The sequence below is a fragment of the Mucilaginibacter sp. OK283 genome, assembly GCF_900110415.1.
Lineage (GTDB): Bacteria > Bacteroidota > Bacteroidia > Sphingobacteriales > Sphingobacteriaceae > Mucilaginibacter.
The window spans coordinates 303,654-323,788 of the sequence record NZ_FODR01000003.1; the positions used below are offsets into that span (position 1 = coordinate 303,654).

Here is a 20,135-nt window from a genome sequence, read left to right on the forward strand (position 1 = left end):
TTAAACATGAAACACAATTACAAACTTACCCTGATTGCCGCAGCGGCTATTGTGCTAACCTATTTTGGTTGCAGCAAATTAAAAGAAGATAACACTCCTGTAAACACGGCCGATCCGACATTGGTGAGCACAGAGATTGCTTCAAACCTTAGTCAGGCTTTATATGGCGAACAAGGTGGTTTCAGCATTTCTGACGGATTGGATTATCCATCAAATATTGTTTTTAAGTCAAAAGGTAAAGCAAGGATCGAATCTGCGGGCAATTTTGGCTGCGGTTTCAAGATTGATACTACTTTTTCGCTAAAACTGGGCGATAGCGATACTTCGAAACTCGACCTTTGGGAAAAAATTAAATACGAGGTTTTATGCACAAACAGCAAACCGTCAAGCATCACGGTAAACGATAGTTTAAACCTGGTATTAGTTGGCGGCGGTGCCAATATCACCGAAAAATATGGCAAAAATTTTATTTTAAAAAGCCTTAACCCTGGCGTAAGCAATTTAAAGCTTCAGTTAGATGGTACCTTAAATGCCTATGTAAACGGTACTTATACCGAGGCCGGGAAAGCAAAAGCCATCGCCGCGTCGTTTAATTTTAAACTTACCGGCTTAATGATAGACCGCGCTGCCGACGCCGATATAACCGATGGCCACGCCACCTTTTCTACCAAAGGTACCTATGAAGGGAAAACCTGGAACTACAGCGGTACAATTTCCTTTATAGGTAACCATAAAGCCCAGTTTAGCATTAACGGAAAGAAATTCACCATAAATATTAAAACAGGCCAGGTATTATAAACAACCTTCGCTCATATGAAATCCCCGTTTGCCTTTATTTGGTAAGCGGGGATTTTTGTTAACAGGCGTTTTGAACAAACTACAACTCCAAAATCGTATACTTGTTAAACTATAAAACGTCAGATACTCCATGCCAGTCAAAAAGTTCCCCCTTCAGGGGGGTAGGGGGCTTCGCCTCGTTTCAAACCTCACCTTCCAGGTGCTTGTTGCCATTGCCCTGGGCGTAGTGGTAGGCCTAAACTTTAAAGGTTTTGCTCCAACTGCCGAACTGATCAGCAAAACCTTCATCAGCCTGATAACCATGCTGATTGCACCTATCATATTTTTTACCATTGTGCTGGGCATTGCAGGTATGAGCGATATGAAAAAGGTTGGCCGGGTAGGAGGGAAGGCTTTGCTTTATTTTGAAATAGTAACCTCTTTTGCTCTTATTATAGGTGTTACGGTTGCCAATATCATTAAACCGGGTGCCGGTTTTCAAAACCATACCCTAACCGATACAACGGGTAAACTGGCCGTGTATGAAAAAGCAGCATCTGAAATGCACTGGGGCGATTTTATAGCTCATATAGTGCCCGGCAATGTGTTTGATGCATTTGCCAAAGGCGATATTTTACAGATCCTGTTTTTTGCCATCCTGTTTGGCGTTGGCCTAAGCCGCATGGGCGAAACGGGGCAAACCGTTATCAGTTTGTTTAATAAGCTATCCAAAGTGTTTTTTAATATCATGAAAATAGTAATGAAGGTGGCCCCTTTGGGTGCTTTCGGGGGGATGGCATTTACCATCAGCAAATACGGTGTAAAAACTTTGCAGCCACTGGTTATATTAATGGGTTCGGTTTACCTTACCATGTTCCTGTTTATTTTTGTGGTGCTCAATATCATCTGCCGCATTTATAAATTCAGCCTGTGGCAGTACCTTAAATATATTAAAGAAGAAATACTGATTGTGTTAGGCACATCTTCTTCCGAATCGGCCCTGCCGGCCATGATGGAAAAGCTGGAAAAGTTTGGTTGCTCCAAATCGGTGGTTGGCCTGGTTATCCCTACAGGATATTCCTTTAATTTGGATGGTACCACTATTTACCTATCTATGTGTGTGATATTTTTGGCGCAGGTTTTTAAAGTGCCTTTGTCGCTGGCGCAGCAGTTAACCATAATAGGCATCCTCATGATTACCTCCAAGGGTGCCGCCGGGGTTACCGGCAGTGGTTTTATTGTGCTGAGCAGTACGCTCACGGCTATAAAAATTATCCCGGTAGAGGGGCTGGCCATATTGATTGGTGTGGATAGGTTTATGTCGGAAGCACGGGCTATTACCAATGTGATAGGTAACGGGGTGGCTACTATTGTAATTGCGAAGAGCGAGGGGGAGTTTGTAAGCCCCTAACCCACTGAAGGGGGTACTTTTGATTAGGACCCGGATCTTACTTTTGATAAAAAAACTGGGTTTTGACGATATAAATTAGTAGACAGGCACCACATATACCAGTTAATGTATAACTTGCAATATATGATGGATTATATCACGCTATTTAAAGACTGGGTTATTGCCTTGGGGGAGAAGCACGAGGTTGACCCTTTGCTTATCGGTATTCTTTATTTAGTTAGTAAGATCTGCTTTTTTTCGTTCCTGGGCTGGGTCATCAAAACTTTCAGGGCCCGAAAACCTATCCTTATTCCTTTGCTGCTTGCGTCGCTTAGTTTTAGCCTGCCTTATCTTTACCTCATCATCGCCGGGCGCAATATTTCCGTTTGGGTATACGTGTTTATTGGTTTGATGTTTGTGTACGGCGGATTCTCCATCTGGAAGAAAATTACCGCCAAACCAAATCCTGCTTAAGAGCCTGCTGACAGCTTTCAGCTGCCGGTAAAATGTATTTTTTCTTTTTTTTAAAATTGAAATTTTTAATTATCATTGTGTCAATAAAACACAATTGATTCTATTCAATTGTAAGCCATTTATAAACAGGCTGACTATCAAACGATAGTTGGTATTGATACACAAAGAAATAAGATCATTATGAAAAAAATTATCCTGTCATTGGTAACTATAGGTATCAGTATGCAATCGATTGCGCAAAAGGTAACATGGGTTTCCACTACCAAAACAGATCATTGGGCTGTTAGCAATCTGAAAACTGTTGCTGGTGAAAGCAATGCTGTCGATGTCGAAATATTGCCGGCAGGTACAAAGCAAACCATTAATGGTTTTGGGGGATGTTTTAACGAACTCGGTTACACCTCGCTGCAATTGCTGAGCATTAAAGACAGGCAGGCGATTATGAAAGAGTTATTTGCTCCCGGTGTAGGCGCCAGCTTTACTATTTGCCGGATGCCGGTTGGTGCCAATGATTTTTCGCTCAACTGGTACTCCTACGATGAAACCGAAGGCGATTTTAAACTGAAAGATTTTAGCATAGCGCATGATATGCATACCCTGGTGCCGTTTATAAAAGATGCCCAAAAAATCAATCCGGCCCTTAAGCTATGGGCATCACCATGGAGTCCGCCGCAATGGATGAAAAAGAACAAGCATTATGCTGCCGCCATGATTCCCACTAAAGAGATGATAAAAAAATACGAAGAACGTGGTATAAAACTAACCGGCATGGATTTCTCAAACGCAGAGAACGGCCTGAAACCCGACCAGGTTGGTAAAGAAGGCGCCGACATGTTTATACAGGACAATCAATATTTTAAAACCTATGCCCAATACTTTGGCAAATTTGTTGATGCCTATAAACAGCAGGGTATTAAAATAGGCATGGTGATGCCACAAAACGAGTTTAATTCGGCACAGGTATTCCCAAGCTGCACCTGGACAGCGCATGGGTTGGCCAAATTTGTAAGCTACCTTGGCCCTCAAATGGAACAACGTGGAGCAAACGTATTTTTCGGAACGGTTGAACGCGCCAACGAAAAACTGACAGACACCCTGCTAACTAGCCCCGAAAGCGCTAAGTACATTAAAGGCGTTGGTTTTCAGTGGGCCGGTAAAGGTGCCATAGCAGGTATTCATCAACGGTATCCAAATCTTGCCCTGTACCAAAGCGAGCAGGAATGCGGCGATGGCCAAAACGATTGGAAATACTGCCGTTATACCTGGGATTTAATGAAACATTATTTTAACAGCGGCGCAAACGCTTACATGTATTGGAATATTGCGTTAAAAGAGGGCGGAATCAGTCACTGGGGCTGGCGGCAAAACTCGCTGGTGAGTGTAGATACCACCGGTCGCACCTATAAGTTTAACTACGAATATTACCTGCTTAAGCACCTGAGCCATTACGTGAAGCCCGGTGCAAAGCTGTTGACGGCAAGCGGCACATTTAACAATTTGCTGGCCTTTAAAAATCCCGATAACAGCGTAGTTATTGTTATACAAAACGATGGGGAAGCCAACAAAATGGTGAATATTAAGCTGGGTAATAAAACAATCAGCCCGTTATTAAAGGCTGATTCGTTTAATACATTTTTATTGGCCGGTAAATAGAAATATGCATGTAAAGCCACGGCGCGCGCTTCAGTTAACGGTGAAACGCCATCCCGATATTACCATTACGGGTAACCGCCCCAATACCAAAAAGTCACTTTTATGTTATCATATTAAATTATTGTGCTATTAAATTATAATGGGGTTTGACATTCGGCCAAAAACTTTAGATTTGCCGTACTAAACGAAAAAAACCAATGAGTGTTCTGGTAAATAAAGATTCAAAAGTTATTGTACAAGGTTTCACCGGTAAAGAGGGCAGCTACCATGCCGAGCAAATGATTGCTTATGGTACCCAGCTTGTTGGTGGTGTTACACCTGGCAAAGGTGGCCAAAGCCATTTGGACAGGCCTGTTTTTAATACTGTTAAAGACGCGGTTGACCAAACCGGCGCCGATGTATCTATCATTTTTGTACCCCCTGCTTTTGGCGCCGATGCCATTATGGAGGCTGCCGAGGCCGGTATTAAAGTTATTGTTTGTATTACCGAAGGTATCCCTACGAAGGATATGATTGCGGTAAAAGAATATTTAACCGATAAGGACGCGCGCCTTATTGGCCCTAACTGCCCCGGTATTATTACTGCCGACGAAAGCAAAATTGGCATTATGCCAGGCTTTATCTTCAAAAAAGGTAATGTAGGCGTGGTTTCAAAATCGGGTACCTTAACTTATGAAGCGGTTGACCAGGTGGTTAAGGCCGGTTTAGGTATCACTACTGCCATAGGTATTGGCGGCGACCCGATCATAGGCACCCCAACCAAAGAAGCTGTTGAATTGCTGATGAATGACCCGGACACACACGGCATTATTATGATTGGCGAAATTGGCGGTGGTATGGAAGCTGATGCAGCCCGTTGGATTAAAGAATTTGGTACTAAACCGGTTGTAGGTTTTATTGCCGGCCAAACCGCGCCTCCGGGCCGCAGGATGGGCCACGCAGGTGCCATTGTTGGCGGTGCCGACGATACAGCTGCAGCCAAAATGAAAATTATGGCTGAGTGCGGTATCCGCGTAGTAGAATCGCCTGCCGAAATTGGCGCTGCTATGGCCGAAGAATTGGCTAAATTAGCTTAAGGCTGAGGCGAAAGCTAAAAGGTTAAAGGCGAAAGGTTCACAAGTAAACATATTTAAATCCTGGTCATTTTGGCCGGGATTTTTTATTTCTCCTTTCCTTACATAATTTTTAACTATTTGTATATTTACCATATGACAACGATAACGTTAGAAGTTCCGGATAGCCTTGGCGAGTATAAGAACGATACTGTGCGTTTTATAGCTTCCAAACTTTATGAGTCGGGCAAACTATCACTCGGACAGGCTGCTGTTATGTCTGGCCTTAGCAAACGTACCTTTGCCGAGCTGCTTAATGAATATGGGGTATCCTATATCAATTATTCGGTTGAAGATTTGAAAGATGAGTTTGATGGTATTTCCGGATTATAATATCGTCATCGCATATAAACTTGATGGATTAACTATCATTTTAGATTAAAGGGGGGCATTGACCTCAAAATATAAAACTTTCCGTTTTGTTAAATTTACTCTTAGCCGGAAAAAGCAACTCCCTCCACCATCTGGTAAAATAAGAAATTCTCTCCAATGTAGTTTCTGATCCGCGGAGCAAAAGCAGCTTATAAACACCTCTTTTTCTCCATTATGATTAATAACAGGTATGAACTGTTTGTAGTAGGACAAAGTGGAATCAAGGAAGCCTCCACGATAAATGTAACTGGTATCCTTTAGCATTTTACGAGTTCGTTTAGTAACGGATACCGCAATGGTATTTTCTCTTTTGTTGTACTTTATCGCCTCGAGCCTGATGACTTCTTCAATATCTCTAATTTCATTGTCAGATAGGGTGGTAGATTCTGCGTGCTTATCAAATTTGTAATTCGTGTAAAGAATCTTATCAAATTTGAACACCATATACTTCGAGGTGTCTATATGCTGCAGGTTAATCTGTGTTTCAACAGGACCGGCTGCACAGCGTTTCACATTAACAAGCAAACAGGATAAGGTTATTAGCAAAACGTATTTCATTAATACTTGGTTTGAGGTAAATATACGAGTTAACAGTTCTAAAAAATCCTTATTTTTAAGGCATCCAGCTTTAAAACATCACCCATGATCAAAAAAAATCTGCTTTGGTTACTTTTATTTTTGTGCTGTGCAACAGGCACCGCCCAAACCTACAAACCCGCCACTTTCACCGATCCTGACAGGCTGAAGAAGATAGAAGCCACTTACCCGGTTATAGACCAGATTTATAAAAAATATGCCGAAGATAATCATTGGCCAGGTGTTGCCTATGGTATTATTGTGGATGGTAAACTGGTGCATACCGTGGGCCTGGGCTATACCGATGTGCCAAATAAAGTACCGGCTACGCCAAAATCAGCCTTCCGCATTGCATCCATGACCAAAAGCCTTACCGCTATGGCTATTTTAAAGCTTCGCGATGAGGGTAGGCTCAAGCTGGATGATCCGGCTTACCTGTATATTCCCGAAATGAAGGGTACTAAATACCTTACTAAAGATGCTACGCCCATAATCATACGCCAGCTGCTTACCCATGCTGCCGGTTACCCGGAAGATAATCCCTGGGGCGACAGGCAGCTGGCAGTAAGCGATGCCGAACTGGTAGCCATTTATAAAAAAGGTGTTTCGTTTTCTAATAACCCCGGGCAGGGTTATGAGTACAGCAACCTGGGTTTTGCCACACTGGGTTACATCATCAAAAAAGTATCAGGAAAAACCTATGAGACTTATATTACCGAAAATATCCTGAAACCACTGGGTATGACGCATACCTACTGGGAGTACACCAAAGTACCAAAAGAGCAACTGGCCCTGGGCTACCGCTGGCTGGATGATAAATGGGTTGAGCAGCCCTTGCTGCACGATGGCGCTTACGGTGCCATGGGTGGCTTGATTACCACAATTGAGGATTTTAGTATTTACATGGCCCTGCACCTGGATGCCTGGCCGCCAAGGGACGATGCCGAAACCGGCCCTGTTAAACGCAGCTCCATCCGCGAAATGCAGTATCCCTGGGATGTAAACTATTTAACAGCCAATGCCAAAACAACCACAGGCCGTCCTTGCCCCAATGTAAGCGCTTATGCTTATGGGCTGCGCTGGGCAAAGGATTGCGATAACCGGGTTTATATTGGCCATACCGGCGGTTTACCGGGCTTTGGCAGCCAATGGAACATTATGCCCGATTATGGTATCGGCGTAGTGTCGTTTGCCAATTTAACCTATGCGCGGGCCGGTTATCCCAATACGCAGGTGCTGGATACCATTATGGCCTTAACGGGTATAAAACCCCGCCAGCTGCCGGCATCATTAATATTGGAGCAACGCAAAAACGACCTGTTAAAAGTTATTGCCGATTGGAGCAAAGCCAAAGAAAGCGGCATTTTTGCTGATAACTTTTTTATGGATTACTTTCCTGATAAATTAAAAGTTGCAGCCGCTGCCGCCTTTGCCAAAGCCGGTAAAACGGTAAGTGTTGGCGATGTAGTGCCGGAAAACCAGTTGCGCGGTTATTTTATTATTAAAGGGGAGAACGCTAATATTAAAGTGAGCTTTACGCTGACGCCCGAAAACCCGCCGTTGATACAGGAGTATCATTTGGATGTGGTGACGCAGTAGTGTTAAGTCAAACAGTACTAAGTCGTAAGTCTAAAGTTGTTTTTTCTCTTTTGACTTAGAAGCTGTCTAAATTTGATTTATGAATGCTTTTATACTTCTTATGAAGCACATATCCACGCGTCATTGCGAGGTACGAAGCAATCCCCTACTTACAGGGTAGCTTTGCAAGTCCGATCTGCATAGTCGGGGATTGCTTCGTACCTCGCAATGACGGTCTGTTTGTCTAATTTTAGACAGATTCTTAGAAACTAAGACTTTGGGCTAAAGAATATCCGTCAATTTATCGTTGACACGACAATGGCTTATCGGGATCAGGACACGCCGTTTACTCTAAACCAAACTACGGTTCCGGTGGTTAGGTTTATCTTTAAGTTGAAGTAACAGCTTCCTCCGTCCATTATCCTGACAATATTTTTTCGCCAATAATTTTTGTCATTATCCGGGCGCCAGTCATCTAATTTACAAAAGCAATTTACCCAAACTTCTTTTTCGTCCTTTGCATTAGTCACAGCAACAATTTGTTTGTAGTAGGTGGATGGCGATTTGATCTTCGGGTCATAAGCAACCGAGCCTGGGTACTTTTTTGTATTTGCCAGGTTTTGCTTGTAAATTTTTTCGCTATCGATATTATATTGGGTAACCGCCTCGTTAATCAAAAGATTTACTTTTTCTATTTCATCCGGCGAAAGTCCGGCGGGCTTTGAACCTTCGTCAAAATAACTACTGACCAGGTTTTTTTCCAGGTTTAAAATAGCCAGCCTCGGGGTATCAGTCATCTGTTCATGTATGTGAACCGAGGAAGCTAAAGCCCAATCATGTTTTGGTTTACCAACTGTAAACACAAATGCCAATAATAGGAGGTATGGATTCATGGTAGCAAGATAACCGTAATTTTTGGTATTTATTGTGCACGTCAACCCAATGTAAACATCACCCCAAAACATCCAATCCCCCTTAATTGTCGTATATTTATGTAGCAAAACGGTGATTTTCTCAATCACTAATTCACTAATTCAATAATTCAGTCATTCAATAATTAAAATGGAATACAATAAGTTAACACCCGAAGAAGAATATATTATACTGCATAAAGGTACCGAAAGGCCATTTACCGGCTCGTTATTAAACAATCATGCGCAAGGCCTGTACGTTTGTAAACGCTGTGATACACCGCTGTACACTTCAGAGTCGAAATTTGAATCGCATTGCGGCTGGCCAAGTTTTGACGACGAGATTCCAGGTGCTGTAAAAAGGGTACCCGATGCAGATGGACGCCGGGTTGAGATTGTATGCGCCAATTGCGGTGCCCACCTGGGCCACGTTTTCGAAGGCGAATACCTCACCCCAAAAAACACCCGTCATTGCGTAAACTCGATGTCAATGAAATTTGTTCCTGCAGGTTGAGCGCAACAACTTTCTTAAAACTTTTAGGAATGCTCCGTTTGGTTTTATCCCGCGGGGCATTTTGTTTATCCACATTTGGTTTTTTGGGGCGCTTTTTCAGCCCGATTTAGAGATTGATACCAGCCTTTAGCAAAGGCGTTGTCTATTTTTCAATAACTGTCTGTGTTAAGTAAAGTAATTTGTAATGTTAAATTATTGGTTCGGCCCTGTTTTTACACTATGCAATTGCCAGGGTAATTTTAATTAGCTGTAATCAAGTCTATTAATTTTCTTTCAACAAAGCCCTGTTTAAAATAAATCGACAAAGTGTTAATAACTCGGGCCTTTGTTAAAAACTATCATTAACACGATACCAACTCAAACATTAACTTTGTTCTACAAGGTAATAAAAAGGTATTCAACAGACAGTCGGATGTATTCATCATCCAGTAATGCAAACACTTAACTGTCAGGAATTTACATATTAAAAACTGTGATTGGTAAGCCATGTTGCAGCAAAATGAAAGCTTTATTTTTTAATAAGGCCGGTGTTGGTGTCTGATGTCACTAAGTAAACAATAAAACGAAAAAAAACAGGTACCCCTATGATACAGGAAGACGAAATATTACTGAAAGAGAACAAGGACAGGTTTGTGATACTGCCTATTAAGTATCCGGCTATTTGGGAAATGTATAAAAAGGCTGAAGCCAGTTTCTGGACAGCTGAGGAGATCGATCTTTCGGACGATATGAAGCATTGGGAAAACCTGAATTCGGGCGAGAAGCATTTTATTTCGCACATACTGGCTTTCTTTGCCGCCAGCGATGGTATTGTGAACGAAAACCTGGCCGTGAATTTCATGAGCGAGGTGCAGTTGCCAGAGGCCCGTTGTTTTTATGGTTTCCAGATCATGATGGAAAACATCCACTCAGAAACCTATGCCCTGTTAATTGATACGTACATCAAAGACCCGGCCGAAAAAGACCGCCTGTTTCATGCTATTGATACCATTCCGTGTGTAACTAAAAAAGCGGAGTGGGCATTGCGTTGGATAAACAACGGCAACTTTGCCGAGCGTTTGGTAGCTTTTGCTGCTGTTGAAGGTATTTTCTTCTCGGGCAGCTTTTGCTCAATCTTCTGGCTTAAAAAACGTGGCCTGATGCCGGGGTTGACTTTCAGTAACGAACTGATCTCCCGAGATGAAGGTTCACATTGCGAATTTGCCTGCCTGCTGTACAAAATGCTGAACAAAAGGTTAAGCGCGGATGCTGTTTTAAAGATCATTACCGATGCGGTTGAAATAGAAAAAGAATTTGTTACCGATGCGCTGCCTGTTAACCTGATTGGCATGAACGCCAAAATGATGGGCCAATACATTGAGTTTGTTGCCGACAGATGGCTTGGCGAACTTGGTTACGAAAAACATTACGGCGCCAGCAATCCTTTCGACTTTATGGAAATGATATCGCTGCAGGGCAAAACCAACTTCTTCGAAAAACGGGTTGGCGATTACCAAAAAAGCGGCGTATTAAACAATGCCGAAAGCAAAGCGTTTTCGCTTGACGAAGACTTCTAAGAATAGTATCAAGTAGTTAGTATCAAGTATCAAGATACTAAGTCAGATACAAACAGAGGTTCGGTGGCCAACAAAGTTTGCGACGCCCGGTTAATAAAGAATAAGAGTTAATAATATATATACGTAAACGAGTTGGTTCAGGTCTTGCTACTTGCTACTAACTACTAAATACTGAAAAAAAAATGCTGGTAGTAAAAAGAGACGGTAGAAAAGAGTCGGTAAAATTCGACAAGATCACGGCACGGATTGAAAAACTGTGCTACGGGTTCAACCTGGTTGACCCAATTGATGTGGCAAAAAAGGTAATTGAAGGTTTGTTTGATGGGGTAACCACATCAGAACTTGATAACCTTGCTGCCGAGACTGCCGCATCACTAACGACGAAGCATCCTGATTATGCTTTGCTGGCATCGCGTATTGCAGTATCAAACCTGCACAAGAACACCATCAAGTCGTTCTCTGAAACTATGCGTATCCTGTACAACTACGTGGATAGCAAAACCGGCAAAAACGCATCATTAATAGCTGATGATGTTTGGGAAGTGATTGAGAAAAATGCCGAATTATTAGACAGCACCATCATTTACGACCGCGACTTTGGTTTTGATTATTTCGGTTTTAAAACCCTCGAAAAATCGTACCTGTTAAAGGTAGATGGTAAAATTGTTGAACGCCCGCAGCACCTGTTTATGCGCGTATCTGTTGGTATCCATAAAGAGGATGTAGAGAGCGCCATCAAAACTTATCACCTGATGAGCGAGCGTTGGTTTACACACGCTACACCTACTTTATTTAATGCCGGTACTCCAAAACCACAAATGTCGTCATGCTTCCTGTTAACCATGAAAGATGATAGCATTGATGGTATTTACGATACTTTAAAACAAACAGCAAAAATATCGCAAAGCGCAGGTGGCATAGGCCTAAGCATTCACAATGTGCGTGCTACAGGGTCATACATCAGCGGTACAAACGGCACCAGCAACGGTATTATTCCAATGCTGCGCGTATTTAACGATACCGCCCGTTATGTTGACCAGGGCGGCGGCAAACGTAAAGGCGCTTTCGCTATTTACTTAGAGCCATGGCATGCAGACATCTTTGAATTTTTAGATCTGCGTAAAAACCACGGTAAAGAAGAAATGCGTGCCCGCGATTTGTTTTACGCTCTTTGGGTATCTGACTTATTTATGCAGCGCGTTGAGGCCAACGAAGAGTGGAGCTTGTTTTGCCCGCATGAAGCACCAGGCCTGGCCGATTGCTTTGGCGATGAGTTTGTTGCCCTTTATACCAAATACGAAAAAGAAGGCCGTGCACGCCGTACCATCAAAGCACAGGAATTGTGGTTTGCCGTATTGGATGCCCAGGTTGAAACCGGTACACCATACCTGTTATATAAAGATGCTGCCAACAGCAAATCGAACCAGCAAAATTTAGGTACTATCAAAAGTTCAAACCTTTGTACCGAAATTATGGAGTATACCGATGCCAACGAAATTGCGGTTTGTAACCTGGCTTCATTAGCATTGCCACGCTACATTAACAATGGCACGTTTGATCATAACAAACTATATGATGTTACTTACCAGGCTACTTTAAATCTGAACAAGATCATCGATTATAACTACTACCCGGTTAAAGAAGCCGAATACTCAAACCTGCGTCACCGCCCTATCGGTTTAGGTGTACAAGGCTTGGCCGATACTTTCATCCAGCTGCGGATGCCGTTTGAAAGTGATGAAGCTAAACAGCTGAACAAAGAGATTTTTGAAACCATTTACTTTGCGGCCATGACGGCTTCAAAAGATTTGGCTATCAAAGATGGTCCTTACGAAACCTTCCAGGGTTCTCCGTTATCAAAAGGTAAATTCCAGTTTGATTTATGGAACGTAGCCCCTGCCAGCACCCGTTGGGATTGGGAAAACCTGCGCCTGGATGTAATGAACCATGGTGTGCGCAACTCATTGTTAGTAGCGCCGATGCCAACAGCATCAACATCACAAATATTGGGTAACAACGAGTGCTTTGAGCCATATACCTCAAACATTTACACCCGCCGTGTATTAAGTGGTGAGTTTATTGTGGTAAACAAATACCTGCTGCGCGATTTGGTTAACCTTGGCTTGTGGACACCGGCTATGAAAGATAAGATCATCACAGCAAACGGATCTGTTCAGGATATTGCCGAGATACCATCAGCTATTAAAGAACTGTACAAAACAGTTTGGGAAATTAAGATGCGTAACATCATTGATATGGCTGCCGATAGGGGTGCTTATGTTTGCCAGTCTCAATCATTAAACCTTTTCATCAATGCGCCAAACGCTTCAAAACTAACTTCAATGCACTTCTACGCATGGAAAAAAGGCTTGAAAACAGGTATGTACTACCTGCGTACACAAGCCGCTTCGCAAGCTGTTAAATTTACAGTTGAAAACCAGGGCGGATCAAACATGGAGCCGGTTATCCCAGACCATGTAGACCAAATGGCCGACAACGTACCAGAAGGCCCAAGCTGCTCGATGGAAGAGGGTTGCGTTACTTGTTCGGCGTAAGTATTAGTCGGAAAGTCCGAAAGTCGGGAAGTCCGAAAGATAAAAGAAGACCGGAAGCGTATTAGCTTACCGGTCTTTTACATTATTAGTAGTCGGAAAGTCCGAAAGTCGAAAAAGTCCGAAAGATACAAAGACCGATAAGCTTCGTAGCTCATTGGTCTTTTATATTTAGCCTACGGTTAGCTTCTGAACTTTCCGACTTCTTCTCTTTTACATTATAATGATCTGAAAAGCTTTTATTTGCTATCAAACTTGTCGACCTTTGACAAAACAACTTTCGGACTTCCGGACTTTCCCGACTTCCGGACTAAAAAATGCACCCCAAACACGAAATCATCCGTTGCGAACGCTGTGAGGCGCCTTTTGAATGTAAAGCCAATTCATTCACCAAGTGCCAGTGCAGTACCGTGCAGCTTACGCTGAATGAGGTGCAGTATGTGAGTGAGCAGTATGAGGGCTGTTTATGTGCCAACTGCCTGTTACTTGTTCAACAGGAGTATAGGGTAGGGATGGGTATCGAATAATAGCCCCATTAAAAATCATCAGGCCACTCAATAATTTAAAAACAATATCTTAGCGTCAACAGCATATATAATCTGCCGTTAACCATGGCCGCTATCAGCACAAAACAAAAAACACACATACAACAGGTTGATTATATCCGGGCGATAGCTGCACTGGCCGTAACGTTATACCATTTGGGGGGCAAAACGTTGCCGGTGTTAAATTATGGTTGGCTGGGCGTTTACATGTTTTTCCTGTTATCGGGCTTTATCATTTGTTGGGCCATCCCCGAAAATTATAGCTGGAAGCTGAGTGGCCGCTTTATCCTAAAACGGGTTATCCGTATCGAGCCACCGTACATCATCTCGATAATGATGGCCATCATTATGAACTTTTTTTGGGTGGCCCATTACCGGCCCGATTGGGTTAACGCGGTTTGTCACCTGGCCTATCTTAATAGTTTTTTGGGGCAGCCATACTTAAGCCCCGTTTATTGGACTTTGGGCATCGAGTTTCAGTTTTACCTGTTTGTTGCGCTTTGCTTTCCATGGTTTACAGGCAGGTGGGGGGGCTGGCTGTTATTGTTGCTAAGTATTTTGCCGGTATTTTTAAAGGTGCCAGGCAACACTTTAATCAATAGCTTCCCGGTGTTTGCGCTGGGTATTTTGTATTATTTATACCGGGTAAAAGGAAAAACTTTGAAGGGAACGCTTGTATTTGGTGTTTTAATTGCCGTTTGCAGCGCGCATTCGGTTGGTTTGGCGCAAACCTGCGCGGCATTACTTGCCCTGGGTATATTGTTGTTGCCTTTAAAAAGTTACCCGGTTATCAGCTTTCTTTCTAAAATTTCATTTTCGCTATACCTCACCCATGATATCATTGGCAGTAACCTGGTTGTTTACCTGGGGATGCTGTTGCCAAAATCACTGTTTTTTAAAGGAGTAGAGTTTTTAACCGGCCTTGGCGTGAGCATTTTGTTTGCCTGGGGATTTTATTTACTGGTTGAGAAGCCTTGTTTGAAATTATCAAAGCAGGTGAATTATAACATATAGTTTATTATCGTTTGCTGTTATCTCATCTTAGTGTAACATGTACATGACAATTAGCATTTTATCAAAAAAATAAAGGATTGGGGTGTAACATTTGAAGTATTTTCGCCTCCAATTACCAAAATCTTTATAAATGAAACGTTTTTACTTTTTTATACTTCTATTCTGTTTTGCCGTTTCGGCTAAAGCTCAATTTGGGGTAGGTGGCGGCGGCCCCACAGTTGTTGGCCGCATATCTGGTACTGTTATTGATTCTGTTACCAAACAACCTATGGATTATACATCTGTAGGTCTGTATCGCAGTGGCGGTAAATCGCCCATAAATGGTGTTTTAACCGACTCGAAAGGTAATTTTAAGATAGACAATGTAAAGCCTGGGAGCTACAAACTCCTTATTTCTTTTCTTGGTTATCCATCAAAAACGATAGATCCTGTGGTAACTACGGCTTCAAAACCCGATGCAAAACTGAATACGGTTTATTTGTCGCCGGGATCAAAAACACTGGCAACCGTTAATGTCGTTGGTCAGGCACCGCTGGTAGAAAACAAGATAGACAAAATTGTTTATAACGCCGAAAAAGACCTTACATCTGCAGGCGGTAACGCTACAGATGTGTTGCAAAAAGTACCTTTGGTAAACGTGGATATTAACGGTAACGTATCAATCCGCGGCGATCAGAATGTTAAAGTTTTGATTAACGGTAAACCATCCGGCGCCACATCGGCCAGCTTATCGGATGTTTTAAAAACCATCCCTGCCGATCAGATCAAGAGCATCGAGGTAGTAACATCTCCATCTGCAAAATATGATGCGGAAGGCTCTGGTGGTATCATCAACATCATTACCAAGCAAAAAAATGTATCAGGCATCAGCGGCTCGGTAAGCGGTGGTGTGGGTACACGCCAAAACAACGGTAACATTAACCTTAACTATAATAAAAACAGGTTTAGTTTGGGTATCAATGCCGGCGGTAACTTAACCTGGCCGCAAACATCAACAACCACGTTCGATCAGCAGTTTAAAGGTGCTGATGGAAGTATAACCCGCCATAACTTTAACAACTCGACAAGCCGTATTAAAAGGCATGGCGTCATAAGCTCAGTAACTATGGGGTACGAGGTTAATGCGTTCAACAGCTTTAACAGTACCTTCAGACTTAATGATGGTGGTTTTAATATTGCCGGAAACGGTATTAATAATATACAAGCCGGGAGTATTTTAACCCAATACACAAGTACAACCCAATCGCACAATCATTTTGGTGGTTTTGACTGGAACCTTGATTATACGCACAAGTTTAAAAAAGAAGGAGAGGAGTTTACGCTTTCGGGCCAATGGAGCCATAGCATTATCAAAACAGACTACAACAGCTTGTTTACAGCAGTTAACCCAAGCCAAAAGGGAAATAACGATGGTAAAAACAACGAATATACTTTCCAGGCCGATTATACTTTGCCTGTAAGCAAAGTAGTAAAAATTGAGGCCGGCGGTAAAACCATACAACGCCGCATAAACAGTAACTATGATATATTTGATACAGATAACAGCGGCAACAACGCTATTCGCGATTCGTTGAACTCGAACCTGTATGATTATAACCAGAATGTGTACGCCGGTTATACTGTTTTAACCTTCACTTTACCAAAAAGCTATTCGTTACTGGTAGGTGGCCGGGTAGAAAATACCAGGATAAAAGGCGATCCGCAGAATCCTTACCAGGACCCGGCTAAAGTAGGCGACCTGTACCAGAACTTAAGCCCGTTTAGCACCAGCTATACAACTTATGTTCCGAGCCTGACCATACAGAAACAACTGGGCAGCCAAACGCTTAAATTATCATACAGCAAACGTATACAACGGCCAAGCCTGCAGTTTTTAAATCCGTTTATTAACCGCAGTTCCATCCAAAGCCAAACGGTTGGTAACGTAAACCTGGCACCCGAAGTATCGCAAACCATAGAACTGAACATTAACAAATTCGTTAAATCATCGGTGATCAACTTCTCGGTTTATTATAAAAACACCAACAACATGATTGAGGGTATCGCTGATACACTGACCGAAACCATCCATAACCAGGTAGTACATGCAACCCGTACCGCTTATCAAAACATTGGTAAAAATAATTCGTTTGGCGCAAGTTTCTTTGGGTCGATAAACCCAATAAAACCTTTAACCATACGGGCAAGCATCAATGGTTATACCTATAACCCAACCATATTTGATGCTTATAAAGATAAGGCTTCGGCAACGGGTGTTTATTTCCAATACTCGGCTTTCGGAAGTGCATCATACCAGTTTCCGCATAACTTTTTGGCCGAATTGTTTGGCTTTACCAACTCGGCCCGCCGTACCATACAAGGTACCAGCCCGGCATTCGGTATTTATGCCTTTGGTTTAAAGAAACAGTTTATGGATAAAAAACTGGCTATCGGCTTTAACACCGTTCAGCCATTTGCCCGCGACAAACACTTCGACCAAAATATAAGCAGCGATGCGTTTTCGTTAAAAAGCTCAACCGCATTCCCTTTCCGTTCGTTCGGTATCACATTTAGCTACAGCTTTGGTAAACTAAGCTTCAGCAACCCGCAACAACAGAAAAAAGGCGTAAACAACGATGACCTTAAGCAAGGTGACCAGGGCGGTGGCCAGGGTGGCACACCATCAGGAGGAAGATAAGATTTTAGAGTCAAGAGTCAAGAATCAAGACTTTTTGAAAATAGCAGGGCCGGGAGAGTTGATCTTCCGGCCTTTTTTTACTTATAGTTACATTGATGCCATGTCGCTACTCCTTATAGTGAGGTGTTCGCAAAATGCTGATTGTCAGCGATATTTTTTTAATAATCTATGTCATTGCGAGGAACGAAGCAATCGCGGACTATACAGGGCGGATCTGCACGGTTCGCGATTGCCACGCTGCGCTTATAATGACATGATTATAATACGTTGATTATCAATTGTATTTTTTATTCCCCTCTCGAGAGGGGGCGCGGTAGGAGGTGCGTTGGCAGGGATGTGTTTTTCCGCGTTTCATTGCGCGTGCATAACACCCCCCTCCGCCCCTCTCAAGAGGGGAATCGCACTTTTCCACCGCTTTTTAAAAGGAAGCGCAAGTCTGATGGTACCCAGAATAACCCCATTTGCAACCATGTCATTACTGTTTTTTCCAGCCGAAGCTGATGGATACTCGCTATGATATGGTTGTTGTGAGGCTCTAAAGCAAACGCGTCATCCCTATTTTTTTAGGATCATTCTGAAGTATATTCGCAATGCCGTTCCCGAGGCGTCTTGACTCTTGATTCTATTCCGCCTCTACATTGATTCCTATCTGCTTCAATAGCAGCGACGCGTTGAACGTTTTGCACTCGCCGTGTTTTATCTTATAGTCAAACAGCATTTCGCCGTCTTTTACCTGGATGTCGAAGTAGAAGTTGCGTACATAATCGGGATATTTATCTTCAAGCCGGGCTATCTGCAAATCGTGGGTGGCCACCATACCCACGGCATTTTTGCGGATCAGCTGTTCAATTACCGCTTTGGAGCCAAGGTATTTATCAACCGAGTTGGTGCCGCGCAGCATTTCATCTATCAGGAAAAATATCTTGGGCTCGTTTTCTACCGCGGCCAGCAACATTTGCAGGCGGTCGAGCTCGGCCTTAAAGGTTGATGTGCTTTCGTTAAGTGAATCTTTAATGCGCATGTAGCTAATGATGGTGATAACCGATACCCGCATGCTTTTAGCGCACACAGGAGCGCCGCAAAGCGCCAGTACGGTATTTATACCTATGGTGCGCAAAAAAGTGCTCTTGCCCGCCATATTTGAGCCTGTGATAATATCTATCTTATGGGTATCTTCCAGCTCATAATTATTTTCGATGCGTTTAGTGGCTTCAATAAGCGGGTGAGCAAGTGAGTGGGCGATGAGTGTGTAACCTGGCTTATCTTCAATTTGCGGGTAAGCCCAGTCGGGGTAATTAATGGTGAGGCTTGCCAGGCTGATAAGTGCTTCAAATTCGGCGATGACATCAAAAGCGGCTTCCAGGCTATCGTTATTCCGGCGTTTCCAGTTTTCGATAGCTATTACCTGACGGATATCCCACAAAAAGAACAGGTTAAGCACAAAACCGACAATCATGTTAAGGTGATAATTGAGTTTGTTGATCAGGTTGGCTAACTCTTTTATTTTGTTGGAAGTTTGGCTGGTTTTTAACAATCCGGCAAGCGATGCATTATAGCTGGCCAGCCAGGGCTCATCCTCCGCCTGCTTAAATACATCGGCATATTTGGCCAGGGTATCGCCAATTTTACCGGCAATCATATCAGCTTTGCTAATGTACATGGCTTTAGAGAATACGATGCCCATGTTAGCAATACCTATTATAATAGCCGCCAGCCTGGCGTAAGGGATAAACCAGGCCAGTATTAAAACACCGGTAAACAAATATGGCGCTATTTTGGTATACATGGCAAGCCATTTTTCGCCGGGCATATCAAGCGGAAGGTGGAGGTATTTGAAAAGGTTTTTAAGCTGATTAACATCCTGCTGAATGGCAAATACCAATAAGGTTTGCACCGAAAGTTTCCAATCGTTTTTACCGGCTATTTCTTTAACCGCTTCCTGGCGCTGCAGAACGGTGGCTTTGGTTGCCGGCTTATCAAACCATTCGGCAAGCTTATTGTTGCCTGTAGATGTTGCTGTGCGGTTAACCAGTTGGTACAGGGAGGCGTTGCCGAAAATATCCAGGTCGGAGGTGTAAAAATGTTTCTCGTTGCCAAAGCGGGTGCCATCGTTATACATATTGGCATGGGTTTGGATGCTGGCAATTTCGTTCAGGTTTACCTTTTGCAGGTCGTCGTAATACTGTTTAAGTTTTTCGAACCGGCTTTGGCGTGATACCAGCCACGCAAACGCAAAAACAAGTACCACAAAAGCCACGGCCACAATGGTAAAATTATCCTGCTGCACGGCAATGCTGATGGCTACAACAATAAGCGCGAAGATGCTGAGCCTCAATAACGAATATGTATTGGCAAGCTTTTTATATTTAGCGGCTTCCTGCTGTGCAGCATTGGCGCGTTGTTCATAGTCTTTAATAATATCCTGTTGCATACC

General features: G+C 43.0%; 16 protein-coding genes. 13 read left to right on the plus strand and 3 right to left on the minus strand.

The genetic code is table 11. The annotated features are described in order from the left end of the window. Positions 1–6: 6 nt before the first annotated feature. The 6 genes from BMX56_RS09485 to BMX56_RS09510 all read left to right on the plus strand — a co-directional run bounded on the left by BMX56_RS09485 (position 7) and on the right by BMX56_RS09510 (position 5,739). Positions 7–798, plus strand: a complete 792-nt coding sequence (locus BMX56_RS09485) for a hypothetical protein (RefSeq protein WP_090645105.1) — start codon at positions 7–9, stop codon at positions 796–798. A 130-nt stretch (positions 799–928) separates the two neighbouring features. Beyond that, positions 929–2,188 (plus strand): C4-dicarboxylate transporter DctA, encoded by a 1,260-nt coding sequence (dctA, locus tag BMX56_RS09490; protein WP_090645108.1) that lies wholly within the window; start codon positions 929–931, stop codon positions 2,186–2,188. A gap of 123 nt (positions 2,189–2,311) precedes the next feature. After that, positions 2,312–2,641: a hypothetical protein gene (locus BMX56_RS09495; protein ID WP_143065411.1), complete on the plus strand. Its 330-nt coding sequence runs from the start codon at positions 2,312–2,314 to the stop codon at positions 2,639–2,641. Positions 2,642–2,821: 180 nt separating this feature from the next. After that, a complete protein-coding gene (locus BMX56_RS09500; RefSeq protein WP_090645114.1) occupies positions 2,822–4,294 on the plus strand; it encodes a glycoside hydrolase family 30 protein in 1,473 nt (490 codons plus the stop codon). A gap of 197 nt (positions 4,295–4,491) precedes the next feature. Further along, positions 4,492–5,370 carry a succinate--CoA ligase subunit alpha gene (gene sucD / locus BMX56_RS09505; RefSeq protein ID WP_090645117.1) on the plus strand — a complete coding sequence of 293 codons (879 nt, stop codon included), beginning with the start codon at positions 4,492–4,494 and terminating at the stop codon, positions 5,368–5,370. Between the two features lie 132 nt (positions 5,371–5,502). Further along, positions 5,503–5,739 (plus strand): UPF0175 family protein, encoded by a 237-nt coding sequence (locus tag BMX56_RS09510; protein ID WP_090645120.1) that lies wholly within the window; start codon positions 5,503–5,505, stop codon positions 5,737–5,739. Between the two features lie 45 nt (positions 5,740–5,784). On the opposite strand, the gene BMX56_RS09515 is transcribed toward BMX56_RS09510, so the two are convergent. Continuing rightward, entirely contained in the window at positions 5,785–6,336 is a 552-nt protein-coding gene (locus BMX56_RS09515; protein ID WP_090645123.1) for a hypothetical protein, read from the minus strand. 84 nt (positions 6,337–6,420) lie between these two features. Here BMX56_RS09515 and BMX56_RS09520 point away from each other — a divergent pair, with 84 nt between their 5' ends. Beyond that, a complete protein-coding gene (locus tag BMX56_RS09520; protein ID WP_090645126.1) occupies positions 6,421–7,953 on the plus strand; it encodes a serine hydrolase domain-containing protein in 1,533 nt (510 codons plus the stop codon). Between the two features lie 311 nt (positions 7,954–8,264). Here BMX56_RS09520 and BMX56_RS09525 read toward each other — a convergent pair whose 3' ends face one another. Further along, on the minus strand, positions 8,265–8,825 hold the full coding sequence (locus BMX56_RS09525; protein WP_143065412.1) for a hypothetical protein: 561 nt from the start codon (positions 8,823–8,825) through the stop codon (positions 8,265–8,267). A 169-nt stretch (positions 8,826–8,994) separates the two neighbouring features. Here BMX56_RS09525 and BMX56_RS09530 point away from each other — a divergent pair, with 169 nt between their 5' ends. From BMX56_RS09530 to BMX56_RS09555, 6 genes are all read left to right on the plus strand, one after another. Beyond that, a complete protein-coding gene (locus tag BMX56_RS09530; protein ID WP_090645132.1) occupies positions 8,995–9,357 on the plus strand; it encodes a methionine-R-sulfoxide reductase in 363 nt (120 codons plus the stop codon). 584 nt (positions 9,358–9,941) lie between these two features. Further along, complete coding sequence (locus BMX56_RS09535; RefSeq protein ID WP_177183765.1) at positions 9,942–10,913, plus strand: ribonucleoside-diphosphate reductase small subunit; 972 nt, start codon at positions 9,942–9,944, stop codon at positions 10,911–10,913. A gap of 182 nt (positions 10,914–11,095) precedes the next feature. Continuing rightward, complete coding sequence (locus BMX56_RS09540; RefSeq protein ID WP_090645134.1) at positions 11,096–13,468, plus strand: ribonucleoside-diphosphate reductase subunit alpha; 2,373 nt, start codon at positions 11,096–11,098, stop codon at positions 13,466–13,468. 314 nt (positions 13,469–13,782) lie between these two features. Continuing rightward, positions 13,783–13,992, plus strand: a complete 210-nt coding sequence (locus tag BMX56_RS09545) for a cysteine-rich CWC family protein (protein WP_090645137.1) — start codon at positions 13,783–13,785, stop codon at positions 13,990–13,992. An 84-nt stretch (positions 13,993–14,076) separates the two neighbouring features. Further along, positions 14,077–15,024 (plus strand): acyltransferase family protein, encoded by a 948-nt coding sequence (locus BMX56_RS09550; protein ID WP_090645140.1) that lies wholly within the window; start codon positions 14,077–14,079, stop codon positions 15,022–15,024. Between the two features lie 130 nt (positions 15,025–15,154). After that, a complete protein-coding gene (locus tag BMX56_RS09555) occupies positions 15,155–17,701 on the plus strand; it encodes a TonB-dependent receptor (RefSeq protein WP_090645143.1) in 2,547 nt (848 codons plus the stop codon). Between the two features lie 622 nt (positions 17,702–18,323). On the opposite strand, the gene BMX56_RS09560 is transcribed toward BMX56_RS09555, so the two are convergent. Next, on the minus strand, positions 18,324–20,132 hold the full coding sequence (locus BMX56_RS09560; protein WP_090645146.1) for a MutS-related protein: 1,809 nt from the start codon (positions 20,130–20,132) through the stop codon (positions 18,324–18,326). Positions 20,133–20,135: the final 3 nt, after the last annotated feature.